At 64.0% G+C, this 24,800-nt stretch carries 25 protein-coding genes and 2 pseudogenes; 16 read left to right on the top strand and 11 right to left on the bottom strand.

Features of this window, described 5'->3' with window-relative positions:
- Positions 1-259: 259 nt before the first annotated feature.
- Complete coding sequence (locus A985_RS0110115) at positions 260-841, top strand: hypothetical protein (protein ID WP_017233292.1); 582 nt, start codon at positions 260-262, stop codon at positions 839-841.
- A gap of 105 nt (positions 842-946) precedes the next feature.
- Here the strand turns inward: A985_RS0110115 and A985_RS0110110 are convergent, their stop codons facing one another.
- From A985_RS0110110 to A985_RS0110080, 7 genes are all read right to left on the bottom strand, one after another.
- Positions 947-2,491, bottom strand: coding sequence for a 2-isopropylmalate synthase (locus A985_RS0110110; protein WP_017233291.1), 1,545 nt, complete (start codon positions 2,489-2,491; stop codon positions 947-949).
- A 425-nt stretch (positions 2,492-2,916) separates the two neighbouring features.
- Positions 2,917-3,402 (bottom strand): peptidoglycan-binding protein LysM, encoded by a 486-nt coding sequence (gene lysM / locus A985_RS0110105; RefSeq protein WP_017233290.1) that lies wholly within the window; start codon positions 3,400-3,402, stop codon positions 2,917-2,919.
- A gap of 194 nt (positions 3,403-3,596) precedes the next feature.
- Positions 3,597-4,475, bottom strand: a complete 879-nt coding sequence (pssA, locus tag A985_RS0110100; protein ID WP_017233289.1) for a CDP-diacylglycerol--serine O-phosphatidyltransferase — start codon at positions 4,473-4,475, stop codon at positions 3,597-3,599.
- 157 nt (positions 4,476-4,632) lie between these two features.
- Positions 4,633-5,268 (bottom strand): phosphatidylserine decarboxylase, encoded by a 636-nt coding sequence (locus A985_RS0110095; protein WP_026131823.1) that lies wholly within the window; start codon positions 5,266-5,268, stop codon positions 4,633-4,635.
- 378 nt (positions 5,269-5,646) lie between these two features.
- Positions 5,647-6,663 (bottom strand): ketol-acid reductoisomerase, encoded by a 1,017-nt coding sequence (ilvC, locus tag A985_RS0110090; protein ID WP_017233287.1) that lies wholly within the window; start codon positions 6,661-6,663, stop codon positions 5,647-5,649.
- A 78-nt stretch (positions 6,664-6,741) separates the two neighbouring features.
- Positions 6,742-7,233: an acetolactate synthase small subunit gene (gene ilvN / locus A985_RS0110085; protein WP_026131822.1), complete on the bottom strand. Its 492-nt coding sequence runs from the start codon at positions 7,231-7,233 to the stop codon at positions 6,742-6,744.
- Positions 7,234-7,315: 82 nt separating this feature from the next.
- Entirely contained in the window at positions 7,316-9,085 is a 1,770-nt protein-coding gene (locus tag A985_RS0110080) for an acetolactate synthase 3 catalytic subunit (protein ID WP_017233285.1), read from the bottom strand.
- 449 nt (positions 9,086-9,534) lie between these two features.
- On the opposite strand from A985_RS0110080, the gene A985_RS0110075 reads away from it, so the two are divergent.
- From A985_RS0110075 to A985_RS27005, 11 genes and pseudogenes are all read left to right on the top strand, one after another.
- On the top strand, positions 9,535-10,107 hold the full coding sequence (locus A985_RS0110075; RefSeq protein ID WP_017233284.1) for an RNA polymerase sigma factor: 573 nt from the start codon (positions 9,535-9,537) through the stop codon (positions 10,105-10,107).
- On the top strand, positions 10,104-10,532 hold the full coding sequence (locus A985_RS0110070; RefSeq protein WP_017233283.1) for a DUF3619 family protein: 429 nt from the start codon (positions 10,104-10,106) through the stop codon (positions 10,530-10,532). The genes A985_RS0110075 and A985_RS0110070 overlap by 4 nt, the downstream gene beginning before the upstream one ends.
- A gap of 22 nt (positions 10,533-10,554) precedes the next feature.
- Positions 10,555-11,388, top strand: a complete 834-nt coding sequence (locus tag A985_RS24990) for a DUF3106 domain-containing protein (protein ID WP_017233282.1) — start codon at positions 10,555-10,557, stop codon at positions 11,386-11,388.
- Between the two features lie 217 nt (positions 11,389-11,605).
- Positions 11,606-12,178 (top strand): RDD family protein, encoded by a 573-nt coding sequence (locus A985_RS0110060; protein ID WP_017233281.1) that lies wholly within the window; start codon positions 11,606-11,608, stop codon positions 12,176-12,178.
- Positions 12,175-13,131 carry a triacylglycerol lipase gene (locus A985_RS24985; protein WP_017233280.1) on the top strand — a complete coding sequence of 319 codons (957 nt, stop codon included), beginning with the start codon at positions 12,175-12,177 and terminating at the stop codon, positions 13,129-13,131. Before A985_RS0110060 ends, A985_RS24985 begins: the two co-directional genes overlap by 4 nt.
- A gap of 320 nt (positions 13,132-13,451) precedes the next feature.
- A pseudogene (locus A985_RS0110050) lies at positions 13,452-14,222 on the top strand (UDP-2,3-diacylglucosamine diphosphatase); the annotation flags it as partial.
- A 205-nt stretch (positions 14,223-14,427) separates the two neighbouring features.
- The gene (locus A985_RS0110045) at positions 14,428-15,462 is read left to right on the top strand and encodes a glycosyltransferase family 1 protein (RefSeq protein WP_017233278.1); all 1,035 of its coding nucleotides are present in this window, start codon (positions 14,428-14,430) and stop codon (positions 15,460-15,462) included.
- A 77-nt stretch (positions 15,463-15,539) separates the two neighbouring features.
- Positions 15,540-15,935 (top strand): annotated as a pseudogene (locus A985_RS24980) (diacylglycerol kinase); the annotation flags it as partial.
- Positions 15,936-16,077: 142 nt separating this feature from the next.
- Positions 16,078-16,746 carry a TetR/AcrR family transcriptional regulator gene (locus A985_RS0110035; protein WP_017233276.1) on the top strand — a complete coding sequence of 223 codons (669 nt, stop codon included), beginning with the start codon at positions 16,078-16,080 and terminating at the stop codon, positions 16,744-16,746.
- Between the two features lie 3 nt (positions 16,747-16,749).
- Positions 16,750-17,346 (top strand): TIGR00730 family Rossman fold protein, encoded by a 597-nt coding sequence (locus tag A985_RS0110030; RefSeq protein ID WP_017233275.1) that lies wholly within the window; start codon positions 16,750-16,752, stop codon positions 17,344-17,346.
- A gap of 267 nt (positions 17,347-17,613) precedes the next feature.
- Positions 17,614-18,147: a DUF2062 domain-containing protein gene (locus A985_RS27005; RefSeq protein ID WP_017233274.1), complete on the top strand. Its 534-nt coding sequence runs from the start codon at positions 17,614-17,616 to the stop codon at positions 18,145-18,147.
- Between the two features lie 20 nt (positions 18,148-18,167).
- On the opposite strand, the gene A985_RS0110020 is transcribed toward A985_RS27005, so the two are convergent.
- The gene (locus A985_RS0110020) at positions 18,168-18,779 is read right to left on the bottom strand and encodes a DUF924 family protein (protein WP_039830161.1); all 612 of its coding nucleotides are present in this window, start codon (positions 18,777-18,779) and stop codon (positions 18,168-18,170) included.
- Between the two features lie 55 nt (positions 18,780-18,834).
- A complete protein-coding gene (locus tag A985_RS0110015) occupies positions 18,835-19,566 on the bottom strand; it encodes an alanyl-tRNA editing protein (RefSeq protein WP_017233272.1) in 732 nt (243 codons plus the stop codon).
- Positions 19,567-19,935: 369 nt separating this feature from the next.
- On the opposite strand from A985_RS0110015, the gene A985_RS0110010 reads away from it, so the two are divergent.
- The 4 genes from A985_RS0110010 (at position 19,936) to A985_RS0109995 (ending at position 23,074) form a co-directional block, all read left to right on the top strand.
- Positions 19,936-20,373, top strand: coding sequence for a M48 family metallopeptidase (locus tag A985_RS0110010; RefSeq protein ID WP_017233271.1), 438 nt, complete (start codon positions 19,936-19,938; stop codon positions 20,371-20,373).
- Positions 20,374-20,411: 38 nt separating this feature from the next.
- Entirely contained in the window at positions 20,412-21,425 is a 1,014-nt protein-coding gene (locus tag A985_RS0110005) for a hypothetical protein (RefSeq protein ID WP_017233270.1), read from the top strand.
- 298 nt (positions 21,426-21,723) lie between these two features.
- Entirely contained in the window at positions 21,724-22,131 is a 408-nt protein-coding gene (locus A985_RS0110000; protein WP_017233269.1) for a hypothetical protein, read from the top strand.
- Between the two features lie 22 nt (positions 22,132-22,153).
- On the top strand, positions 22,154-23,074 hold the full coding sequence (locus A985_RS0109995; protein ID WP_017233268.1) for a hypothetical protein: 921 nt from the start codon (positions 22,154-22,156) through the stop codon (positions 23,072-23,074).
- Positions 23,075-23,148: 74 nt separating this feature from the next.
- Here the strand turns inward: A985_RS0109995 and A985_RS0109990 are convergent, their stop codons facing one another.
- Complete coding sequence (locus A985_RS0109990; RefSeq protein ID WP_017233267.1) at positions 23,149-23,592, bottom strand: group II truncated hemoglobin; 444 nt, start codon at positions 23,590-23,592, stop codon at positions 23,149-23,151.
- 79 nt (positions 23,593-23,671) lie between these two features.
- Positions 23,672-24,800 (bottom strand): FtsX-like permease family protein (locus tag A985_RS0109985; protein ID WP_017233266.1); only part of this gene is annotated, 1,129 nt, incomplete at its 5' end.

Here is a 24,800-nt window from a genome sequence, read left to right as displayed (position 1 = left end):
CCCCCCGCCCCCCCCCAGCCGGATCGGCGGTGCCGCGTGGGCAAGGCTGGTCGCGGCCAGCAAGCCAGCGGCGCACAACACCGCGCTCAAGCGCGCCAGCAAGTCATGAACTTTCATCGAGGCCTCTGAGACTGTGTCGGCGCGAATCATAACGCCCCCACCCGCCCCCGGCAAGCCGCCCCACCCCGGAACGCGCGACACGGCGGTATGCTATCGACATGCCGCTCTGCGGCCGTCTTCCTCTGACGCGAGGCCATTCATGACTGATTCGACTCGGGCGCGCGCGGGCATCGCCCCCCCGAACACCGCCGCCGCCTTGCCCGGCGCTTCACGCCCCGCCGCGGCACTGCGCTGGCTCTTGGGCGGCGCACTCGCGCTATCGCTGAGCGCCTGCTACACGCCCCCGTGGCAAACCATTTCCCCCAACGCCTCGCAGGCCGAGGTGCAAGCAAGGCTGGGCAAACCCAGGGAAATCTATCCGCTCACCCCCGGCGTGACGCGCTGGCTCTATCCAACCAAGCCGTTCGGCGAAGAGACGATCGCCGCCGATTTCGACGCTCAAGGCCGCCTGCTGGGTACCGCGCAAGTGCTCTCGATGCCGGAGTTCAACAAGGTCGAGATCGACAAGTGGACGAAAACCGACGTGCTGCATCACTTCGGCGAACCGGTCGAAACGTCGTACTTCCCCCTCATGAAGCGCGAAGTCTGGACTTATCGCTTCAAGCAGGACGACGTCTGGTACTCGATGATGAACTTCTATTTCGATGCGGACGGCATCGTCAAGACGACCCAGATCAGCCCCGATCCGCTACACGAGAAGTTCGATCACGACCTGTTCTGATCGCATTTCGAGCCCCACCAACAGCAAAACGCCCGCTTGCCGGATGTCCGGAGGCGGGCGTGTCGTGCCATGGATCGGTCGTAAACGGCGCCAGTGCGCCCTCGCTTACGGCGTCAGTTGCGGGTTGAGCTTCTCGGCCTTCGAATACAGCTTGTTGAGCGCCGACAGATACGCCTTGGCAGACGCCGCAACGATATCGGGATCTGTGCCCACGCCATTCACGATGCGCCCGCCCTTCGACAGTCGCACCGTCACCTCACCCTGCGATTGCGTACCCGTCGTGATCGCGTTCACCGAATACAGCAGTTGCTCGGCGCCGCTTTGCACCTGCGATTCGATGGCATTGAGCACGGCGTCGACCGGGCCGTTACCCTCGGCGTCTCCCATGAGTTCCTTACCCTGCGCGGTGAAGACCACGCGGGCGCTCGGGCGCTCGCCCGTCTCGGAATGTTGCGCCATCGACACGAGATGGAAATGCTCGCTGCTGTCGGCCTGCGCTTCATTCGAGACGATCGCCAGAATGTCCTCGTCGAAGATTTCAGCCTTCTGGTCAGCCAGTTCCTTGAAGCGAGCGAACGCGGCATTCACGTCCTGCTCCGACGCCATCTCGATGCCCAGCTCCTGAAGGCGCTGCTTGAAGGCGTTGCGGCCCGAGAGCTTGCCGAGCACGATCTTGTTGGCGGTCCAGCCCACATCTTCCGCCCGCATGATCTCGTAGGTGTCGCGCGCCTTGAGCACGCCGTCCTGGTGGATGCCCGAGGCGTGCGCAAACGCGTTGGCGCCCACCACCGCCTTGTTCGGCTGAACGCTGAAGCCGGTGATCTGCGAGACGAGCTTCGAGGCCGGCACAATTTGCGTCGTATCGATGCCGAGCTCCAGACCGAAGTAATCCTTGCGGGTCTTGATCGCCATCACGACTTCTTCGAGTGCCGTATTGCCCGCGCGCTCGCCCAGACCGTTGATCGTGCATTCGATCTGACGCGCGCCCCCCAACTGCACCCCCGCCAGCGAGTTCGCGACGGCCATGCCCAGATCGTTGTGGCAGTGCACCGACCAGACCGCCTTGTCCGAATTCGGCACACGCTCGCGCAGCGTGCGTACGAGCTGGCCGTAAAGTTCCGGCACGCCGTAACCCACGGTATCGGCCACGTTGATGGTCGTCGCGCCTTCGTTGATGACGGCTTCCAGCACGCGGCAAAGGAAATCCAGCTCGGAGCGGCTGCCGTCTTCCGGTGAGAATTCGATATTGTCGGTGAACTGACGCGCATATCGCACGGCGAGTTTCGCCTGCTCGAGCACCTGATCCGGGCTCATGCGCAGCTTCTTCTCCATGTGCAGCGGCGACGTGGCGATGAACGTATGGATACGCGACGAGTTCGCGCCCTTGAGGGCCTCGGCGGCGCGGGCGATATCGCGATCGTTGGCACGCGCAAGCGAGCAGACGGTACTGTCCTTGATGATGCCGGCAATGGCCCGGATGGCCTCGAAGTCGCCGTTCGAGCTGGCGGCGAAGCCGGCTTCGATCACGTCCACGCGCAGACGCTCCAGCTGACGGGCGATGCGAATCTTCTCATCGCGCGTCATCGACGCGCCGGGCGACTGTTCACCGTCGCGCAAGGTCGTATCGAAAATGATCAGCTTGTCGGCCATGACTTTCTCCAGTGGGGATCTTGTAGGGTTCAGTTCGTTCTAGATGTCCGGGGGCGGCGCAGTCGCAAGCCGAAGGACGCCTGGCCGCCCACGACACTGTGCTCACGCAGCAGGCAACATGGGCGGACGGATCGTCGGACGGGCGGGCAACTACCGGGAGGAAATCAGCGCGCGACGCGCGCAGGCATGGCCGGCCCGCGAACGGGGGAATGGCATAGCGTTGGCGGTGCGAGAGGAAGGTCCGAAGCCGGGGTGGCGCCTGAAATCATGAGCGCCAATATAGTCGCAATCGGGTGATTTCGCAACGCGCGGCGCGGGCCGCAAGCCGCATGCAGACAGGCGCCCGCGAGCCCGCGATCCTGCCTGCTCCCCCCCATGAACAGCCCGGCACGGCGCCGGGCTGGATATCACGAGACAAACGACGATCAGGCCACTGGAATGCGCAGCACCTGTCCCGGATAGATTCGGTCCGGGCTGGAGAGCATCGGCTTGTTGGCCTCGAAAATGGCGTTGTATCGGTTGGCGTCACCATAGACCTTCTTCGAGATCGCCGACAAGGTATCGCCCTTCTCCACGGTGTGAAACGTCGCCTCGGCCGACGCCGTCGACACCGACATCCGGTCGTCTACCTTCTCGACACCCTTCACGTTGCCGCAGCACAGCAGGATCTTTTCCTTGGTCGCTTGATCCGGGGCCACGCCGAACACCGTCACCGTGCGCGATGCGCCGTCGAACGTGACGGTCAGGCCGGTCGCGTCGAGGTTCTGCGTCTTGATGTACGCCTCGATGGCGTCGGCCGCGTTGCGGTTGGCTTCGTCCGCGTCAGGCCCCGGCGCGGGCGCCTCTGCGGCTTGCGCCTGGCCGCCCAACAATGCCTCGCCGGCTTCTTTCACAAAGTCCAGAATGCCCATGCTTGCTCCTTCGTCACGTCGAACCATGGAAACGGCACCGGGTCGGCTCAGCGTTGCCACGACCTGCCCGGGCCAGGGGAAACTTCCGGCCTGCATTCGCAAGACTACAACATCGCACCGCAAACGATCGCCCGGCAAGCCTGACAGGCGAATGTGACAAGGGGCGCACCGAGACGCCCCTTGTTTTGCCACCGTTATTCGTCGACGTCGCCGAAAATGCGCTGCCGGCGCCCCTTCAGAAAGCGGAAGGCCCAGAGCACATAGCCGGAAACGCTGTACAGGCAGAACATGCCGAAGAGCACCAGCGGCGGGTCGGACGACACGAGAATGAAGCCGACCATGAAGAGCAGCACCACGCCGAACGACACCCGCTGGCGCACATCGAGCGCCTTGCCGCTATAGAACGGCGCATTCGATACCATCGACATCCCCGCGTAAATCGTCAGCCCGAACGCCACCCAGGGCATCCAGAAAACGTTGACCGGTAATTTGTTGTCGATCGTAATCCACACGAAACCGGCAATAAGCGCCGCGGCCGCCGGACTCGCCAAGCCCTGGAAGAAGCGCTTGTCGACCACGCCGATGTTCGTATTGAAGCGCGCCAGCCGCAAAGCCGCGCAGGCCACGTAGACGAACGCGGCGAGCCAGCCCCACTTGCCGATCTCATGGAGAATCCATTCGTACATCACCAACGCCGGCGCTACGCCGAACGAGGTCATGTCCGAGAGCGAATCGTATTGCTCGCCGAACGCGCTCTGCGTGTTGGTCATACGTGCCACGCGCCCGTCCATGCCATCGAGCACCATGGCGAAGAAGATCGCGATGGCGGCCTGCTCGAAACGATCGTTCATGGCCTGCACGATCGCGAAGAAGCCGCAGAACAGCGCGGCGGTCGTAAAGGCGTTCGGCAACAGGTAGATGCCGCGATTGCGCGGGCGCACCGGCAGATCGTCCTCCACACCGTGGTCGTGGTCTTCGTTCATCAATGGCTCTGCGGATGAATGGTTGTGACGGCTGAACGCCGAAAGATGCCTGACATTATTGCGCAAGCGGCCGCGATGGTTTTCCGGCATGCGGACCTCCTTGACGATGCTATGACAGCGGGCGATCCCGCATCGGATCACCGCGATTGGAACGCAAGAAGCGAAAGCCGTTGCAGGCCGCGACACGGTGACGCACGACAGGAAGTCGCGCCGCCGCACACGGCCGTGGTCCGTGGGCTCGAGTGGCTTACAGCTCGGCCAGGATCGTCGAGGTGGCCGACACCTTCTCGCCGATGGTCACGCGCGGACGCGAGCCCAGCGGCAGGTACACGTCGACCCGTGAACCGAAACGAATGAAACCGTAACGCTGACCGCGCGAAAGCGTATCGCCCACCTTCACGTAGCACAAAATCCGGCGCGCGATGAGTCCTGCGACCTGCACGCTCGTGACGATCTGCCCCCCCACGTCGATCACCAGCGCATTGCGCTCGTTTTCGAGCGATGCCTTGTCGAGATCGGCGTTGAAGAAACGTCCCGGGAAATATTCCACCTTGGTCACCGTGCCGTCAACCGGGGCACGATTCGAGTGCACGTTGAAAACGTTCATGAACACGCTGATCTTCAACGCTTCACGACCAGCGTACGGATCTTGCGTGGTTTCGATGGCCACGATGCGTCCGTCGGCGGGCGAAAGTACGGCGCCGGCCTGCTGCGGCACCTGTCGCGGCGGATCCCGGAAGAACTGCAGGACAAACAGGGCGATCACCCAGAACGGCGCGGCCCACAGCACGCCGGCCATGAAGTGCACGACGAGCGCCACGGCGACGGCGATACCCAGGAAGGGCCAGCCCTCGCGGGCAATGATCGGGTGAGGATAATTCATGCGATTGAACTCGCGTCCTTGGTAAAACGGTTGAGTGAGCGGGTCGGCCTGCGTTGGGCCAAACCGTGACGTGGCGGCATTGTAGCAATGCGCGCGGCGCGGCGACACTTTTTCCCCAATCGACCGATCGGCGTCGCCACCGCAAAGCCGGCCACATCGAGGTGCCACGATGTCAGTTCACGGTCGATGCGGGGGGGAGAGGAAACGAAAAAAGCCGTCCGCCTTGCCATAGCGACAGCTACAGCAAAACGGACGGCCAGGCGCGGCGGTTCCGGCGCTCAAACGCGCGATGCGCTTGACGCGCCCAAGCCGCCTGCCGTGCGCCGCCAGTGGACGCCCACACGCTGCCGGGCGTACGCATCTTGCGGCGCGTCGTACTTAGTTCTTCGACTGGTCGACGAGCTTGTTCTTGGCGATCCACGGCATCATTGCCCGCAGCTTGCCGCCCACTTGCTCGATTTGGTGCTCGGCCGTGATGCGACGACGCGAGATCAGGGTCGGGGCACCCGCCTTGTTTTCCAGGATGAACGACTTGGCGTACTCGCCGGTCTGGATATCGGTCAGGCACTGCTTCATCGCCTTCTTCGTCTCTTCGGTCACGACGCGCGGGCCGGTGACGTACTCACCGTACTCGGCGTTGTTCGAGATCGAGTAGTTCATGTTGGCGATGCCGCCTTCATAGATCAGGTCGACGATCAGCTTGAGTTCGTGCAGGCACTCGAAGTAGGCCATTTCCGGCGCATAACCGGCTTCGACCAGCGTTTCGAAACCGGCCTTGATCAGCTCGACGGTACCGCCGCACAGCACGGCTTGCTCGCCGAACAGGTCGGTTTCCGTTTCTTCGCGGAAGTTCGTTTCGATGATGCCGGCACGGCCGCCGCCGTTTGCGGCAGCGTACGACAGGGCGATGTCGCGCGCGGCGCCCGACTTGTCCTGTGCCACGGCGATCAGGTGGGGCACGCCGCCGCCTTGCGAGTACGTCGAGCGCACCGTGTGGCCCGGGGCCTTCGGGGCGATCATGATGACGTCGAGGTCAGCACGCGGAATCACGCAGCCGTAATGCACGTTGAAGCCGTGCGCGAAGGCCAGGGCGGCGCCTTCCTTGATGTTGCCATGCACTTCGTTCTTGTACACGTCGCCGATCTGCTCGTCCGGCAGCAGCATCATGACGATGTCGGCCGACTTCACGGCTTCCGCCACTTCCTTGGTGTTCAGGCCGGCGCCGACCGCCTTGTTCCACGAAGCGCCATTCTTGCGCAGACCGACCGTCACGTTCACACCGCTGTCCTTCAGGTTCTGGGCGTGGGCATGGCCTTGCGAGCCATAGCCGATGATCGTCACTTGCTTGCCCTTGATGAGGGAGAGGTCGGCGTCTTTGTCGTAGAAAACTTTCATTTGGAATTGTCCCGTAATGCCAAAAAATTACTCAAATCAGAATGGATCGAAATCCGCTTACCGCGTTGCCGCTACCGATCAGACTTTCAGGATGCGCTCACCGCGCCCGATGCCCGAGCCACCGGTACGAACCGTCTCGAGAATCGCCGTACGATCGAGCCCGTCGATGAAGGCGTCGAGTTTCGACGAATTCCCGGTCAGTTCGATCGTATAGGTCTTTTCAGTAACGTCAATGATGCGGCCGCGGAAAATATCCGACATCCGCTTCATCTCTTCTCGCTCCTTGCCCACGGCGCGCACCTTGATGAGCATCAGCTCACGTTCGATATGCGCCCCTTCGGTCAGATCGACCACCTTCACCACCTCGATGAGCCGGTTCAGGTGCTTGGTGATCTGTTCGATGACGTCGTCGGAGCCCGTCGTGACCACCGTCATGCGCGAGAGCGACCGATCTTCGGTCGGCGCGACGGTGAGGGTCTCGATATTGTAGCCACGCGCCGAAAACAGGCCGACCACACGCGACAGCGCGCCCGGCTCGTTCTCGAGCAAAACAGAAATAATATGCCTCATGGTGTATCCCGGATTGTCCTAGTGTGGGGACGTCGCGCCCGCGCCGGCCTGACCGGCGGCGACTGTCGGCGCGCGCCTCGGCTTACAGATCTTCCGAACCGAGCAGCATCTCGCTGATGCCCTTGCCCGCCTGGACCATCGGCCAGACGTTTTCGGTGGGATCCGTTTGGAAATCCATGAATACCGTACGATCCTTCAGGCGCAACGCCTCGCGCAGTGCGGGCTCGACGTCCGACGACTTCTCGATGCGAATGCCCACATGACCGTACGCCTCGGCAAGCTTCACGAAGTCGGGCAGCGCGTCCATGTACGAACTGGAGTAGCGCTTGCTGTATTCGATCTGCTGCCACTGGCGAACCATGCCCAGATAGCGGTTGTTGAGCGACAGGATCTTGATCGGCGTGCGGTATTGCAGGCACGTCGAGAGTTCCTGGATGCACATCTGGATCGAGCCTTCGCCGGTGATACAGGCGACTTCGGCATCCGGGTGCGCCATCTTCACGCCCATGGCCGCCGGCAGGCCGAAGCCCATCGTGCCCAGGCCGCCCGAGTTGATCCAGCGGCGCGGCTTGTTGAAGCGGTAATACTGCGCCGCCCACATCTGGTGCTGGCCGACGTCCGAGCACACGAAGGCTTCGCCGTCGGTGAGCTTCCAGTACGTCTCGACCACATGTTGCGGCTTGATGATTTCGCTCTGGCGATCGAACGCGAGGCAATCGCGCGAGCGCCATTCCTCGATCTGCTTCCACCAGTCGGCCAGCGCCCCGGTGTCCGGGCCCTGCTCCGCGGTTTGCAGGTTTTCGATCATCTCGCGCAGCACTTCCTTCACGTCGCCGACGATCGGGATATCGACCTTCACACGCTTGGAAATCGACGACGGGTCGATATCGACGTGAATGATCTTGCGCGCACGCTCGGAGAAGTGTTCCGGATTGCCGATCACACGGTCGTCGAAGCGCGCGCCGATGGCGATGAGCACGTCGCAGTGCTGCATGGCCATGTTCGCTTCGTAGGTGCCGTGCATGCCCAGCATGCCGAGGAACTTGGGATCGCTCGCACGATACCCGCCCAGGCCCATGAGCGTGTTGGTCACCGGATAGCCGAGCAGGTCGCAGAACTGGTTCAGTTCCTTCGACGCGTCGGCCAGAATGATGCCGCCGCCCGTATAGATATAGGGACGCTTGGCCGAGAGCAGCAGGCTCATCGCCTTGCGGATCTGGCCCGAGTGCCCCTTCGTGACCGGATTGTACGAGCGCAGCGACACCGACTTCGGATAGTCGAAGCGGCAGCGCGCCTTGGACACGTCCTTCGGAATATCAACCAGCACCGGACCCGGACGGCCCGTCTTGGCGATATAGAAGGCTTTCTTGATGGTTGCGGCGAGATCGCGCACATCCTTCACGAGGAAGTTGTGCTTGACGCACGGGCGGGTAATGCCGACCGTGTCGCATTCCTGGAAGGCGTCCTGGCCGATGGCGGCCGTGGGCACCTGCCCGGTGATGATGACGAGCGGGATCGAATCCATGTACGCCGTGGCAATCCCGGTGACCGCATTGGTCACGCCGGGGCCGGACGTCACGAGACACACGCCGACCTTGTCGGTGGAGCGCGAATAAGCGTCGGCCGCATGCACGGCGGCTTGCTCATGGCGCACCAGGATGTGCTGGATCTTGTCCTGCTTGTAGAGTTCGTCGTAGATGTAGAGAACCGAACCGCCGGGATAACCCCACAGATGTTCGACCCCTTCTTCCTGAAGCGAGCGCACGAGAATCTCGGCGCCAATCATGTCTTCGGAAGTATTTTGGTGGCGTGTAGCTTCCGCCTCGGAGAATTCCGCGCTTGGCATATTCATCGTCGACCTTTCAAAGTTTCGGCAAAAATTTTGATCGGGTGCTCTCCCCGCGAACTTGTGGTTCGGGCTCAAGCTGCGCGTCTGAATGATGGACACCCCGGATAGGCGTGCCGATATTGAGACAATCACAGATATTGCGAACTGGCAACATTACCGGTTTGCAGCAAAATGGTCAAGCAGGTTTATGCATTTGCAGCATGACTGCAAAGTCGGCCTCGCAGAATCCCCACGCCATGCCCCACGCCGCCCCAAGCCGGTGCACAATCTTCACACGATAGGAAGCTGGCGAGCCCGGCGCCGTCGCAAACCGGCACCACCGGAAGCAAAAGCGGTTACAGCACAGCGCGTTTTTGGTAGCATCCGCACCGGCTACATGAATCTTTACGTGGCCTTTACGCTTACATGGCATTTCAAAGGCGCAGCGCGCAACGCTGCGTGCACCCCACCGGATGGCATCTGACAAGGAACTGGCGGATTTTCTCGCGGGCATCGAACGGCGCGCCTTCAAGCAGGCCGTCTATGCCGTACGCGACGACGAGGCCGCCCTCGATATCGTTCAGGATGCGATGATCCGCCTGGCCGAAAAATACGGCGACAAGCCGCCGGCCGACCTGCCGCTGCTGTTCACGCGCATTCTCCAGAACGCCATTCACGACTATTTCCGTCGGCAAAAGGTGCGTAACACCTGGGTCACGCTATTCTCAAATCTCGCGGGCCCGGGCGACGACGAACGCGACGACTTCGATCCTCTGGAAACCTTATTGGCCGAGGATGGGTCTGTGCAGACCGAGAGCAGCGAAGAGACCGTTTCGCGCGCCGAAATCCTCTCGCTCATCGACGCGGAAATACAGAAACTGCCGACACGTCAACGAGAAGCCTTCCTCATGCGTTACTGGGAAGATATGGACGTTGCCGAGACGGCCGCCACGATGGGGTGCTCGGAGGGCAGCGTCAAGACGCACTGCTCGCGCGCCACCCATGCGTTGGCGCAGGCGTTGAAGGCAAAAGGGATCAGGTTATGAGTCACGATCTGGAAACGAGGGAACTCCGCTTCGCACATCGCGTGCGACGTGCGCTGGACGAAGCGTCCGATGCGCCGTCGCCGAATATCGCGGCCCGGCTGGCCGCCGCTCGTCAGGAGGCGCTCGCGCGCAAAAAGCCCGAACCGGTGGCCATCGTGCAACCGGCGCTGGTGCTCGCCGGTGTCGGCGCCATGCCATCGTCGGAAGCCGGCGGCCCGCGCCGCACGTTCGACAAGCTGCGCCGTCTCGGGCTGCTCTGGCCGCTTGCCGCATTGGTGATCGGCCTGGCGGGACTCGCGTACTGGGAGCATCAGCAACACATTCAGGACTTGGCAGACATCGATGCCGCCGTATTGAGCGACGAACTCCCGTTGTCGGCCTATGCCGACCATGGCTTCAACGCCTATGTGAAGCGTGCCCAGTAGCCCCCCTACCCAAGCCCCCCCCGTGACGCGACGCAATGTATTTCTTCTGCTCGCCGCGCTGATCGCGGCCGCGATCGCCGGCACGGCCGCGCTGCGCCACACGCACGCGCCTGAAGCGGTGTCCGACGTGCCTCCGGTCATGGCCGGCGCATCTGCCCCCGACGGCGCCACCCCCACCAATGGGCCGGTCGGCAATCTGACGGCCAGCGGTGCGACCGCGAGCGGCGCTGCGGCGACGTCTATGGCATCGCCCGGCGGTTACTGGGCCAAGCTCACGGCCGGCCAGCGAGAGGCGCTCGCGCCGCTCGCCCAGGACTGGAATCGCATGAGCGAGCGTCAGCGCGAGAAGTGGATCGAGATTGCCAAGCGCTTTCATACGCTGTCACCGGAAAGCCGCAAGCGCCTGCATGACCGCATGGCGGACTGGGTGCGCCTGACGCCCGAGCAGCGCAAGCTGGCGCGAGAGAGTTATCAGAATGCCAAGACGCTGCCGCCCGAGCGAAAAGCGCAGATGTGGCAGCAGTATCAGCAGCTCACCGAAGAACAGAAAAAGCGCCTTGCCGCGGACGACCGAAAGCAGGCCAACCGTCCGAACGTGGTCAGCGCACCGCCGTCGGGCCGCCCAGGCGTGAAAAATCCGTACGCTGCAGTGCATCGCAAGGAGGCCGGCACCCCGGGCAAGAATGGCGCGTTGCCGGCGCCGGTGGCATCGGGCGCGGCAGCACCGGCGACCGGGCAATCGATGCCGACTTCTGCCGCACCGTCGCCAGGAGCGACGCCGGCGAGCGCGGGCACGGCAAACGGCGACAAGAATGGCGACGCCGTCTTCAACGCCGAGATTTATCATCACAACTGACGCCTGACGCCAGCCGCCCCTGGCCATTGTCATGCCGCAACGGCCGCCCCCCCGGGCGGCCGTTTGTCTTTATGCGTTCGAACGCCCCCGCCGACTGGCTGGCTCGCCGGCACATTCTTGCGCATAATGTGCGGCACAGGACGCGACATGCCCGCCGCCACTGCCCCATGCCGGCACGGGCGCCAGGCACCCGACAAAAATCCCAGACCACGCCGCGATGACCGACTCCGCCACCCAGCCCGCCACGCCGCACCGCTCGCCCGACACCGCACCCTCGCCAGACGTGCCGTCCGGCATCGAACCGGATGGCTACGCTGTGCCGACGCTACGCCGCCGCCTGCTCTCGATGCTCTACGAATCGCTGCTGCTCTTCGGCGTGCTGTTCCTTGCCGGCTACCTGTTCAGCGCCCTCACCCAGCAGCGCAGCGGCCTGATGCACCGGCATGCCATGCAAGCCTGGCTGTTTCTTGTACTTGGCGCGTACTTCGTCTGGTTCTGGACCCACGGTGGCCAGACGCTCGCGATGAAGACGTGGAAAATCCGTCTGGTCGACGCGCATGGACAACCGGTGCGCACTGCCCGCGCTGTCGCGCGTTACGCGCTCGCATGGTTGTGGGTGCTGCCGGCCATGGCGCTCGACTGGGGACTCGGAATCACGGGCTGGGGCAGCGTGGCGTTGCTCACCGGCTGGATCGTGCTCTGGGCCTTGGCCATGCGCGTGATGCCGGATCACCAGTTCATTCATGACCGGCTCGCCGGCACGCGTCTCGTGAGCGTGCTGGGCAAATGACCACAGCGCCCCCCGCTGCCCGCCCTGCCCCGCGCGCCTCGCGCGCCCACCTGATCTACGGCGGCATCGAAATCGGGCTATCGCTCATCGTCGCCGTCGCCACGTGGACCGTTTGGCATAGCCCCTGGACGACTTTGTTATGGACGGTGCTATGGTTGCCCGTCGCCCACGCCATCGGCCTTGCGGCCGGCTTCGTCATGGCCGCCCAGGGCGACCCGTCGCCGGAGCGGCGCGCCACCGCCGGCACCCATGCGGCCGTATGGGCCTACGAATGCGCGGCGTCGATCTTCCTGCTCGATCTCTGCCAACCGTGGTTCAGCACCGCCCGGCTGCCGCTGCCGCGTGGCCCGGCGCGCCCCGTCTCGGTATTGCTGTTGCATGGTTACGGCTGCAATCGCGCGTTCTGGCTGCGTTTCTCGCGCCATCTCGCCGACGCGGGCTACGACTGCGACGCCGTCAATCTTGGCCCAATGTTCGGCGACATCGACGATTACGCCCCCACGATTGCCAATGCCACGCGCGCCCTTGCCGAACGCACCCGGCTGCCCGTCGTCATCATCGGCCACAGCATGGGCGGACTCGCGGCGCGTGCCTGCCTGCGCCACGCGCCCACCCTGCCGGTCGCTCACACCATCACGCTCGGCTCGCCGCACTTCGGCACCCTGCATGCGCGCCATGGCCTCGGCACCAACGCTCGCCAGATGGGCGTCGGCAGCGAATGGCTCGCGGCGCTCGCCAGTCGCGAAACGCAAACGCAACGTGCGCGCATCACGTCGATTTACACGTTTCACGACAACGTCGTCTATCCGGTGCGCACTTGCGTGCTGCCCGGTGCCCACAACATCGCGCTCGACCGGCTCGGACATGTGTCGCTGGGCACGCATCCACGCGCGCGCGCCCATGTGCTCGAGACGCTCGAGCGCGTGGCCCAGGGATTGCCACGCGCCGTCTGATCCGAGGCGTCCCTGGCTGGCGCGGGTCCCGCTGTCGCGTCGTCGCGACGTTGGACGCCACTTTCGCGACATGATCGTGACTGTCATCGTCGCTTCACGAAATCGTGGCGCAATGCACGCATGTTCAACGCGACGTGCGAGCCGGTATGACGACGACCCCCACCTTTGAGTTGCCGATCCCAACGTCTGCGGCTCGCGCCGGTCACTTCGCAGACACCCCGCCAGGCCGCCCCGCCGCCCCGCCCATCAGCCCGCCCGACACGATCGAACTGCCGCCCGACACGCCCGATCCCTTCGACCCGCCCCCCGACGGCATCACCCGCTTCCGTACGATCTGGCTCTCGGACATCCACCTCGGCACCCAAGGGTGTCAGGCAGACTACCTGCTCGACTTCCTGCGTCATCACGAGTCCGACTACCTGTACCTGGTCGGCGACATCATCGACGGCTGGCATCTGCGGCGCGGCTGGCACTGGCCGCAGGCGCACAACGACGTTGTGCAGAAAATGCTGCGCCGCGCACGCAAGGGTACGCAGGTGATCTACGTACCCGGCAATCACGACGAAGCGGCACGTCAGTTCTGCGGGTTGGCGTTCGGCGACATTGCGGTGCGCGACGAGGCGTTCCACACCACACTGTCGGGCAAACGTCTGTGGGTTACCCACGGCGATCTGTTCGACGGCGTGATTCAGCACGCCAAGTGGCTCGCGTATCTGGGCGACTCGCTCTACACCCTCACCCTGCTACTCAACCGCTGGTTCAATCGTGTGCGCACGCGCTTCGGCTTCCCGTACTGGTCGCTGTCGCAGTATCTGAAACACCAGGTGAAAAACGCCGTGAACTTCATTTCGGCCTTCGAGCATGTGATGGCCGACGAAGCGCGCCGCCGTGGCTGCGATGGCGTGGTGTGCGGACACATCCACAAGCCCGAGATTCGCGAGATCGACGGCTTGCTCTACTGCAACGACGGCGACTGGGTGGAGAGCCTCTCAGCGCTGGTCGAGACGACCGAGGGCGAGCTGCGCATCATCCACTGGACGCAAAAACGCAACGTGCGCGCCCGCGCGAAAACCGCGACGGTCAGCACTTGAGCCCGCACCGTGAACCTGGCCGGCCTCGCGCCGCCATGATCGCCACACCTCGGGAGACGCCAGTCCGAGACGCTGGCCCAAGACACTTGCCCGAATTCACCCCGCTTACCCCGCGCACGCACGGCACTGTGCTGTCGTACGTGCGCCCTCACGCGCGAGTTCGCGCGTGTCACCGAAGCGCGCCATGTGCGCGAAGGAGCGCCCGATGAAAATCATGATCGTCACCGACGCCTGGGATCCGCAGATCAACGGCGTGGTCCGCACGTTGAAGAACACGCGCGCTCAGTTGGAGGCGGCCGGCCATCGTGTCGAGCTGCTCACGCCGCAGGAATTCCGCACGATGCCGTGCCCGACCTACCCGGAAATCCGTCTCGCGTTCTTCGCCGGCGCACGCGTGACACGGCGCATCGAAGACTTCGCACCGGACGCCCTGCACATCGCCACCGAAGGCCCGCTCGGCATGGCCGCGCGCAAATGGGCCCTGCGCAACGACTTCCCGTTCACCACGGCCTATCACACGCGCTTCCCGGAGTATGTGCAGGCGCGCTTCGGCTTTGCGCTCTCGACAACCTACCGCTTTCTGCGCTGGTTCCACAAGGCGTCGCACGCCGTGATGGCACCCACGCCAGTGGTCAAGCGCGATCTCGAAGCGAACGGCTTCCAGAATGTGGTGCTTTGGACGCGTGGCGTCGACCTTGACATCTTCCGTGCGCAAGACGCACATGTGCTAAATTCGGCACATCCGATTTTCCTCTACGTGGGGCGTGTCGCCGTGGAGAAGAACATCGAGGCCTTCCTGAAACTGGATTTGCCGGGCTCGAAATGGGTTGCGGGCGAAGGGCCGCAACTGGCCGAACTGCGCTCGCGCTACCCCGACGTGAATTACCTTGGCATGCTTTCGCAGCCCGAACTCGCGAAGGTCTACGCGTCGGCCGACGTATTCGTCTTTCCCAGCCGTACCGACACGTTCGGCCTGGTGCTGCTCGAAGCGATGGCTTGCGGCCTGCCGGTCGCGGCCTTCCCGGTGACCGGCCCGGTCGATGTCCTCGACGGCTGCCCGGAAGGCGAAGGCGGCGCGCTGCGAGAGGACTTGCGCGAGGCTTGTCTCGATGCGCTCAGGGTCTCGCGCCCGAGTGCGCGTGCCTGGGCCGAGCGGTTCTCGTGGCAGGCGGCCTCCGAAGAGTTCGCCTCGCATCTGCATCCGCGCAAACCCGAGCTGTCGCTCGCGAGCGCGGTCTGATCCACCTCCAGAGCCCGTTGCGGCGAGGAACCCGACGCTTGTTCATCGATCACCCGCCGCCACGCGACAAACAACCGAATCCGTACAAGGGCAATCGGGGCATCATGCGTGCCTGGCGTGCCCTGAAATACTCCTTGTCCGGCTTCAAGTTCGCCGTGTTCGAAGAGAGCGCCTTCCGGCAGGAACTGGCGCTCGCCGCCATCCTCTTGCCGGCGGCGGTCTTCCTGCCCGTGACCTCCGTCGAGCGCGTGCTGCTCATCGGCTCGGTGCTGCTCGTGCTCATCATCGAGCTGGTCAACTCCAGCATCGAGGCGGCCATCGACCGCATTTCGCTGGAACGGCACGAACTGTCCAAACGTGCCAAGGATTTCGGCAGCGCGGCGGTCCTCATCGCGCTCGGCCTTTGCCTGCTCACCTGGGCCTTGCTCGCCGGGCCCGTCATTGTCGAACGGGTACGTACAGCGTTTTTCTGATAACGTTCGCCGCCTTCCTCCCCCATGCTTGGCAGCGCGCGGCTGCCGGGTATAATCGGTCGCCGTATACCTGATATTCAACTCATAGACGCAAGCGGAGAACATCGTTCGTCACGCTTGCCGCTTACCGGGGCCGACAGACATGGAAGCAAAGCCGCCGCGCCGTACCCGCGAACGAATTCTTGAGGTGTCACTCCGGCTCTTCAACGACATCGGCGAACCGAACGTCACGACCACCACGATTGCCGAGGAGATGAAAATCAGCCCGGGCAATCTGTACTATCACTTCCGCAATAAAGACGACATCATCAACAGCATCTTCGCCCAGTTCGAGCAGGAAATCGAACGGCGACTGCGGCTGCCCGACGATCACAAGCCCAAGCTCGACGAAGTCTGGACGTACCTGCAATACATGTCCGAATTTCTGTGGCGCTTCCGCTTTCTTTACCGCGACCTCAACGACCTGCTTGCGCGCAACCGCACACTGGAGACGCACTTCAAGGTGATCGTCGGCCACAAGAAACGGTTTGCGCGCGAAATGTGCGACCTGCTCGTGGCCGAGGGCGAAATGGAAATCACGCCCGAGCAGATCGAGGTGGTCACGACCAACATGGTGGTGATCTCCACCTATTGGTTGTCCTACCAGTTCGTGATGAATCCGCGCAAGTACAACGACCCGGCGGAGATCGGTGCCGGGTTGCATCAGTCGAGCTATCACATCCTCTCGCAAATGGCCCCGTATCTGAAAGGGAGCTCGCGCGAGATGTACGACAGGATGGCGCGAGAATCGTCGGCTAAGGGGGCGCATTAAGGCATGGCGTCGGAAGTCAAATCGATCTGTATTTACTGCGGTGCCGCCCCGGGGGTACGTCCTGCCTACGCCGAGGCGGCGCGTGACCTGGGCCGACGCATGGCGCAAGCGGGCATTCGTCTCGTGTATGGCGGCGGCAAGGTCGGGCTGATGGGCATCATTGCCGACGCCGCGCTGGCGCACGGCGGCGAAGTCATCGGCATCATCCCGAAAGCCCTGATGGAACGGGAAGTCGGTCACACCGGGCTGACGCAATTGCATGTTGTCGAGAACATGCATCAGCGCAAGCAGATGATGGCCGATCTGTCGGAGGCTTTCATTGCCATGCCCGGCGGCATCGGCACTTGCGAAGAACTGTTCGAAGTCTTTACGTGGCTGCAGATCGGTTATCACGCGAAACCGATCGGTCTGCTCAACGTCGATCAGTATTACGATCCGTTGATTGTGTTCCTCAAATCGATGGTGACGGAGCAGTTCCTCAAGGGGCCGCAGTTGGATCAGTTGCAGATCAGTGCGTCGCCCGAAGCGTTGCTCGATACCCTGCGGCACTTCACGCCGTCGCAAATCGATCGCTGGTCCCACCAGCGTTCACAGATCTAAGCGCAGCCGCGTCATCGCTGCGCAGTCCATCGGCTGCGCAGTGTCGGTTCCCCTAGCGTTTCAGCCCTCCCCCTCACCCGTCGCCCGTTCTTCGTGCCAGACACGGGACCACGACCGCTCGGCACGCCGTCGCCCGCGGCGTGATTGAACTCCTGCCGCCCCCGGGACTCAGACATCCGTTGCATGCGGACCACCGTGTGCGCGCCTGCCCCATGCCCGCCTGGGTCAACGCTTTCCTCGACGTGCAACCTGCCTATGATGTTAAAGATGCTTCGCCCGATGCGACTGCTGCGTTCACGCTGGCTGCGCCCACACGCCGGCTTGCTGCTGCGCCGCGCCTTGTGGCAAGCCACGCCGCGAGGCGTGGCCATCGGGCTGGCATGCGGTGTTTTTTTCGGGATTCTGATTCCCGTCGGCCAGATGCTCGTGGCGATACTCGCCGCAGCGCTGTTACGCGGAAATCTATTCCTCGCGGCGGTCGGCACGCTGGTGACCAATCCACTGACGGCGCCCTTTGTCTATTGGGGCGCGCACCGTCTGGGCCGCTGGATGTTCGAGTGGCCACCGCAGACCGAGATCGAAGCGACGGTGGCCGCCGCGACAAAGGCGAGAGAGAGCTTGTGGACGCAGTTGACGAACCTCGATTTCGGCACCGCAACGCTGCATCTCGCGACTGGCCTCGCCGCCTGTGCGGCGGCCGGCGGAGCGCTCGCCTACGTGATCGGCTTCTGCGCGATCCGTTGGCACCAACGTTGCCGCGTCGGGACAACGCTGAGGGCGTCTGACGCCCCCCGGGACTGAGCGACACGTCATCCCCGTCGTCAGAACGACGATCCCGGCGTCTTCAGAAACGCGATTTCCTCTGGCGTCGATGTCCGTCCCAAGGCCTGGTTGCGGTGAGGGTATCGCCCAAAACGCTCGATGACGACCGCATGCTTGCGCGCGTAATCGAGGTTATCGACCAGCCCGAACGCCTTCGCCAAGGGTTCGTACAGGGCCAGCGAAAGGTGCTGGCTCTCCAGCGATTCGTCGTGTTCGAACGGCAGATAGACGAAAACACGATGCTGTGGTGTCGGCAGGCGCTGATCGTCGCCCGCCTCGACCAGGCGCCGCGCCACGGCCAACGCCCGTGCGTCGCCCGCAAAGGCCTTCGCGTGCCCCCGAAAGAGATTGCGCGAGAACTGGTCGAGCACCACGATCAGCGCGCACGCCCCGAGCGGCGTCTGCGCCCAGTCGTCGAGTTCGCCGTCGAGCGCCTGCGCGTGCAACACGCCGAAGTGGGTACGGATCGACGCGTCGTACGCGTCCGACTTACGGAACCACTCGGGCCGCGCCATCCCATACTCGGGAGCGTCCGGACGGCCGAACCAGAAATCGAGCACCGTTTGCCACGGGGGTACTTGCGAAGCAGGTGCTCCTGCGGGTGTCGTCATCGATCATCCTGAAAGGTGAGCGCGCGTGAGAAGGATGGCGCTCATGATGCCAGACTCACGCAAAGGCCAATACCACACGACGCGTGCGTGACGTCTTCTTCTCGATCTTGGCCACGCGCAGCGCGCCGATTTCCGCCGTATTGGCCACGTGCGTGCCACCGCACGGCTGCAAATCGATACCCTCGATACGCACCAGACGCACGCGTCCCAGGCCCACCGGCGGCTTCACGCTCATGGTGCGCACCAGTTCGGGACGCGCCGCCATCTCGTCGTCGCTGATGCTGTCGATAGCCACCGGCCGTGCAGCCGCCACGAGCGCCGCCAACCCGGCTTCAACGGTCTCTCGCTCGATCGGCTCGTTCGTCACGAAATCGAGCCGAGCGTACTCCGTGGTGATGCTGCACCCATCCACCGGATGCGGCAACACCGCACACATCAGATGCGACGCCGTGTGAAAGCGCATGTGACGAAAGCGTCGCGCCCAGTCGATCTCCGCCTGCACGATATCGCCGACCGAGAGTCGCGCCAGCACATCGTGCTGGCCCTCGCCGGGCACATGGACCGCATCGTCGGGCGTCGCGCCCTCGTGTTTTGACTTGCGCGTGTCGGCAATGGCGAGGCGAGTGCCGTCCACCAGCACCAACTCACCGGCATCGCCCGCTTGTCCCCCGCCCAGCGGATAGAAGACGGTGCGATCGAGCCTGATGCCGGTCTCGTCGATATGCGTGATGCGCGCCTCGCACTGGCGCAGATAGGCGTCCTGCCGAAAAAGGGCTTCGGTGGTCATTGGGGCGTCTCCATAGGTGATCCGCCATGGTCGCGCGAACCGGGCCTGAGTGACAAGGGACAATCCGGCGCCGCAACGCCAGTACGGTCGGTACGCCACTTGCGGCAACGTCACCGCCGAAACGGCGAGCCGCCGACACTGCTGGCCGGGCAAAGGTTTCGCGGCATCGGCCCAACACCAGCCAATTGGGCATACGCGGCGTACGGTACGCCATGCTTTTCCCAATGCGCGCCCACCGAGCGATCGGACGACAGCTTTGTCCTCGAATCGAAAGAGACGGATACCGCGTCAACCGTAGGATCCGCCCAGGCGCCCCACCCATGGCGCCTGGAAAAATCCGAAACGTTGTCAACCGGCCCCCATCCTCTCATGCATGTCACGCACCCTCCCCCCTCGCTGCCCCGCCACGATGTCGCCGGGCGTCTGCCGCCCGACGCTGGCGACACCGCGCCCCAGCGCTACCAGCAAGCACGCGACGCGTACCTCGCCGCCGATTACGAAAGGGCACTGCATGTGCTCTATCCCCTGCTCAAGGAACTTCCGCTGGACGTCAGCGTGAACAAGCTGATCGGCTACGCGCATTTCGGGCGCGAAGACTATGCGCTCGCGCTGGTACCGCTCACCTCGGCGGCACTTTTCACACCCGACGACCCCGAACCGATACTGATTTGCGCGCATTGCCTGGCGAAGTTGGGCGATGGCGCGCTCGCTCGCGATCTCGCCATACAGGCGCTCGAGACCTCTCGGCAGAACGCGGCGCATGCCGACATCGGTGCGCGCGCCGAACGTTTTCTCGCCACGATTTAACGCCAATTCATTCCCGGGAGCCCCCCATGACGATAGGTATGCCCTCGTCTTCCCCTCTGCCGACGCCCCTCCAGTCCCTCTCGAACGCCAGCAATGTCGGCGCGAACCCGCAAGTACACATTGCGATGCCGGAGCCGCCGAAGGACCTGATGGCAGGGTGCTGGGAGCAGTTTCAAAGCGCCATTCAAACGCATCGCGGCGCGCGCAACGCGGCCCTCATCGGACACGTCGTCAACGCCATCGCAAAGAGCACCGCACTGGGCTTCGCGATCGCCACGATGGACGACGACTGGAAGGGATACGTCGACATCCCCCTCCATGTGCTCGCGGCATCCACGGAAATCGCGAGCCTGATGCTCGCAGCCAGCAAGTTCTGGCACGGCCCTGACGACATCCCGGGCGCGGAGATTCGCGACACCAACTTCTTCCAGACCATCGGCCAGTGGACCGGCATCGACCTGCTGCGGGAGTACGGCGGGGTGGTCAATTTGGCGATCACCAACGGTCCGCTGGTGTTTGGCGCCGTTCACAATGGCGCCGCACCGTTGCTCGAGACGCTGGGTATCCCGGTGCCGTCATGGCTGAAAGACGCCGCCGTTGACGATGCGAGTTCGGCCATCGCCGACGGGGTGGCGACCGCAACCGATTTCCTACAAAACCGCGTGCTCGGCACGATCATCGATGGCCGTGAGCGGCGCGCGTCCGTGGACAGGGTCACGGCGGCCGAGACCACCGTGAACTACGTCGTGCTGGACGGCGAACGCGACTACGTGCACATGGCCCCCCGCCCGCAGCTCGACTATGAACTTGAGGGGGTGACCGTCGTCCCGAGACTGTCTCGGGACGACTCGGCGCTCGCGTCCATCTCGTCCATCCCGGTGCCACCGGCCATCCCGGGCGACAACGCGGACATCCAGTCACTCGCGACCGGCGTCGACGACGAGTTCTTCGATGCCGAATCGGATTTGCATTCGGTCGTCTCCGATCTGTCGAACGAGGCCTTTCACGATGCGCTGGACACCGTCACACCTGACGTCGGTTCGCGCCCGTAAGCGTCATCGCAATGGGCTGCGCCTGCGCAGTCCAGGATGAAACGCGGCCACGCGCGCACCGACAGGACCAAACGGGGTGCACACGCCCCCCCGCCGCGCCGCAGGCGCGCGCGTGCCGCAGCCGGATCCATGCCGTAACCCTTAGGAGGAACGACGTTCCATGCAGCGATATTCAGCCCCCCACGCCGCCGGTGAAACCCACGTCCGGGCCAGCCGCACGGTGCCAAACGGCCAAACGCATTTCCCCCCAAGAACCGACGGCGCCCAGCGTTGCGCCTCTGACGCGGTTTCACCCAACGTGTCGCCGACCGCATCACCGGCCACGTCGTCGATCGATTCGCCGATCGCGTCGCAAGCCTTCTCTCATGCGTATGCCCTCTGCGCGGCCAACGACTTCGTCGGTGCCGCACGCGCCTTTGCCGACCTCTGCCTCGCCTACCCGGAACGCACGGATGCCCACAAGGCATTCGGCTACGTGCTTTGTCAGCTCGGCGATTATCGACACGCCGTCGCCCCCTTGATGATCGCGGTTGCGCGGGACTATGGCGACCCCGAGCCCTTGTATTTCGCCGCCGTGTGCATGCAGCGCAATGGCGATGTCGAGACCGCCCGCGAGATGGCAAGCGATGCGCTCGACATGGTGCGTCGCACCGGCCGCCCCTCTGATCTACACGACAAGCTGACGCGTCTGATCGACGCCCCCTGACCCCATCCCTCGGAGCCCATTCATGCCCAGACTTGACGCCCTGCCCACGCCCCACTACGTCTCCCAGCCTGCCCCCGTCAACGCGTCGGCCACTGCGACGAACGAAGCATCGCTTGCGGGCGAAGTGCGAATCGCCCTCGGCGCGATGCAAGACGACGCACACTCGCCGCATCGACTACGGCCGTCGCCGTCCACCGTTGGCCGCTTTACCGCCTTGATGCAACACGTGGGAAATTTCGGACTCAGCCTGGCGTCGTTAAGCGTGGCCAGCCTGAACAACATCAAGGAGATCTACGACGACAGTGCCTTGGCGACCGCCCACAACGTGACGCTCGCAACGGCGTCCCTGGCGACGCTGTCCAGCCTGATGGATTTGACGGTCGCCATTGGCAAGTACTGCACGCCCTCGACGACGACGGCCGACATCAAGAACACCGCCTGGCTGACCTCGGCGGGTGCCCTTCTGGGGTCGAAACACCTCGAGCGGTATGGGGCCAAATACCAGACGACCTTGCTGGGCGCCTCGATGATGGTGTTCTTCAATCAGGCCGGCAGAATCGCCGGTGAGCATCACGCCATGGCCGAGTTATCGAACCGTGTCGGGCCAACGCCGTCTGCGGCCCCGTCGGAAGCGCCGCCCGGCGACACGCTCGACATCGACTCGCTGCAATCCTGCATGGGGTTTTCGGCTGCCGCTTATCGTGCGTTCGGGGGCATCGCCACCGAAGGGCTGATCGAGTGGATGACGGCGATGGAGGCGCGTCGATCGCTGGATCTCGTCGAGCATCAGTTGAATTATGAGAGCCCGTTCGGACAGGAAGGCCGATACCGATCGGACACATCCGAATTCGGACAGGCAACGCAACGCGCTGGCGCGCCCGATCCGAACCCGCCGTCGTCGCACGCCCGTGCCGCCCTGCCCGAACGAGCCACGAACGTCTGACACATCCCAATCGCCCCTGTCGCCGCGACGGGGGCAAAGGGTGCCTGCCGAGGCGCTACCGGTTGCCGGTTGCCTCAACCCGCCCGATTGCGCATCCAATCCGCCGTGCCATGGAACGCCTGCATCAGCCGTTCCTGTAGCGATGCTTCGACGCCAATGTCCTGCATGGCCCACGCCATGCAGCGCAACCATTGGTCGCGCTCGCTCGTGGCAATTGGGAACGGCAGATGGCGGGCGCGCAACATCGGATGCCCGAACCGTTCGATGTAGTGATTCGGTCCGCCCAGCCATCCGCACAGGAACCAGAAGAGCTTGTCGCGCGAATCGCCAAGTGACTCTGGGTGCAGGCTACGAATGCCCGCGAACTCGGACTCGAGGTCCATTAGGTCGTAGAAGCGGTCGACGAGTTCGCGCACGCGATCCTCGCCGCCAAGCAGGGTAAAGGCCGTCGGTTGCGCGGCAGCGTCCTGCGCGTCGTCGTCCGTCTGCGGAGTTTGCGGAGTGTTTTCGGTCGTCATGCCCGCTATTGTGCCCCAGGCCCATCGCGTCTGCCACGCGTGCGCGAGCGGCACGATGCCGCACCTTCCCTGACGGGCGTCAGGCCTCGCGCAACGTGCGCAGCGCCGATTGACGCAGGACCGCCCGCAGACCGCTCCATCCGCCGATCAGCGCGCACAGCACGCCCGCCCCGACGCCCAGCGCGGGCAGCCATGGATTGAAGTGCAGCGCGAACTCGAAGACGTAGCGTGCCAGCGCCCATCCGAGAGCGCCGGCGCCCAACGCGGCCAGCAACCCGGCCAACGCGCCCACGGTCACCAGTTCCGCCAGATGCACATCGCGAAGCTGCCGCGACGACGCCCCCAACGCGCGCAAGATACCGCTCTCGCGCATGCGCTCGTCTCGCGTGCCCGCAAGCGCCGCATACAGCACCAGCACGCCCGCCGCGAGCGTAAAGACAAAGAGCGCTTGCACGGCGTCGATGACTTGCGACAGGATTTGCTGGATCTGCGCGAGCAAGGCGCCCGTGTCGATCACCGTCACATTGGGGAACTGGCGCACCAGAGCATCGGCCACGCCCTGTTGCTTTGGCGCGAGATGGAACGACGTGATCCACGTCATCGGAAAATCACGCAGCGCGGCGGGCGGCATCACCACGAAGAAATTCACGCGCATCGATCCCCAGTCCAGCTTGCGAAGACTCGTGATCGGTGCGTCGATGTGCTGGCCCGCGACTTCAAAGCGCAGCGTGTCGCCAAGGGTCAGCCCGAGCGTCTTTGCGATGCCCTCTTCCATCGAGACCTGGGGCGTCGAGGCATCGCCGTACCACTGTCCGGCCGTCACGCGATTGCCTTCGGGCAGCACCGCCGTGTACGACAGGTTGAACTCACGCTCCGCAAGTCGCCGCGCCCGCACTTCCGCGTAGCTATCGCCCGTCACCGGCTTGCCGTTGATCGCCGTCAGACGCGCACGAATCATCGGCGAGAGCTGCACGTTTGGCAGTCCCGCCGCGCGCAACTGAGCCAACACCGGCGCGTCCTGCCCCGGCTGAATATCGATGACGAAGCGGTTCGGCGCGTCGGGCGGGCTCGACTGACGCCAGCCCGCGACCAGGTCGTTACGCGTGACGGCAAGCAGCAACAGCGCCATCAACCCGAGCCCGAGCGCCACCACCTGCAACGCACTGCCGAGCCCGCGGCGACGCAATCCCGCCACGGCGTAGCGCCAC

Source organism: Pandoraea sp. B-6, from assembly GCF_000282835.1.
In the GTDB taxonomy this organism is placed as follows: domain Bacteria; phylum Pseudomonadota; class Gammaproteobacteria; order Burkholderiales; family Burkholderiaceae; genus Pandoraea; species Pandoraea cepalis.
Note: the sequence above shows the minus strand (reverse complement) of the source record. Positions and strands in the feature narration are given on the sequence as shown.

Coding starts and splice junctions, on each gene's coding strand:
- A985_RS0110075 (WP_017233284.1), top strand. CDS start 9,535: ATGGCATCTGACAAGGAACTGGCGGATTTTCTCGCGGGCATCGAACGG.
- A985_RS0110045 (WP_017233278.1), top strand. CDS start 14,428: ATGAAAATCATGATCGTCACCGACGCCTGGGATCCGCAGATCAACGGC.
- pssA (WP_017233289.1), bottom strand. CDS start 4,475: ATGCCGGAAAACCATCGCGGCCGCTTGCGCAATAATGTCAGGCATCTT.
- A985_RS0110010 (WP_017233271.1), top strand. CDS start 19,936: ATGCATGTCACGCACCCTCCCCCCTCGCTGCCCCGCCACGATGTCGCC.
- A985_RS0109990 (WP_017233267.1), bottom strand. CDS start 23,592: ATGACGACCGAAAACACTCCGCAAACTCCGCAGACGGACGACGACGCG.
- A985_RS0110095 (WP_026131823.1), bottom strand. CDS start 5,268: ATGAATTATCCTCACCCGATCATTGCCCGCGAGGGCTGGCCCTTCCTG.
- A985_RS24985 (WP_017233280.1), top strand. CDS start 12,175: ATGACCACAGCGCCCCCCGCTGCCCGCCCTGCCCCGCGCGCCTCGCGC.
- A985_RS0110115 (WP_017233292.1), top strand. CDS start 260: ATGACTGATTCGACTCGGGCGCGCGCGGGCATCGCCCCCCCGAACACC.
- A985_RS0110030 (WP_017233275.1), top strand. CDS start 16,750: ATGGCGTCGGAAGTCAAATCGATCTGTATTTACTGCGGTGCCGCCCCG.
- A985_RS0110015 (WP_017233272.1), bottom strand. CDS start 19,566: ATGACCACCGAAGCCCTTTTTCGGCAGGACGCCTATCTGCGCCAGTGC.
- A985_RS0110080 (WP_017233285.1), bottom strand. CDS start 9,085: ATGAATATGCCAAGCGCGGAATTCTCCGAGGCGGAAGCTACACGCCAC.
- A985_RS0110020 (WP_039830161.1), bottom strand. CDS start 18,779: ATGACGACACCCGCAGGAGCACCTGCTTCGCAAGTACCCCCGTGGCAA.
- A985_RS0110060 (WP_017233281.1), top strand. CDS start 11,606: ATGACCGACTCCGCCACCCAGCCCGCCACGCCGCACCGCTCGCCCGAC.
- ilvC (WP_017233287.1), bottom strand. CDS start 6,663: ATGAAAGTTTTCTACGACAAAGACGCCGACCTCTCCCTCATCAAGGGC.
- A985_RS27005 (WP_017233274.1), top strand. CDS start 17,614: ATGCTTCGCCCGATGCGACTGCTGCGTTCACGCTGGCTGCGCCCACAC.
- lysM (WP_017233290.1), bottom strand. CDS start 3,402: ATGGGCATTCTGGACTTTGTGAAAGAAGCCGGCGAGGCATTGTTGGGC.
- A985_RS0110005 (WP_017233270.1), top strand. CDS start 20,412: ATGCCCTCGTCTTCCCCTCTGCCGACGCCCCTCCAGTCCCTCTCGAAC.
- A985_RS0110070 (WP_017233283.1), top strand. CDS start 10,104: ATGAGTCACGATCTGGAAACGAGGGAACTCCGCTTCGCACATCGCGTG.
- A985_RS0109995 (WP_017233268.1), top strand. CDS start 22,154: ATGCCCAGACTTGACGCCCTGCCCACGCCCCACTACGTCTCCCAGCCT.
- A985_RS0110035 (WP_017233276.1), top strand. CDS start 16,078: ATGGAAGCAAAGCCGCCGCGCCGTACCCGCGAACGAATTCTTGAGGTG.
- ilvN (WP_026131822.1), bottom strand. CDS start 7,233: ATGAGGCATATTATTTCTGTTTTGCTCGAGAACGAGCCGGGCGCGCTG.
- A985_RS0110110 (WP_017233291.1), bottom strand. CDS start 2,491: ATGGCCGACAAGCTGATCATTTTCGATACGACCTTGCGCGACGGTGAA.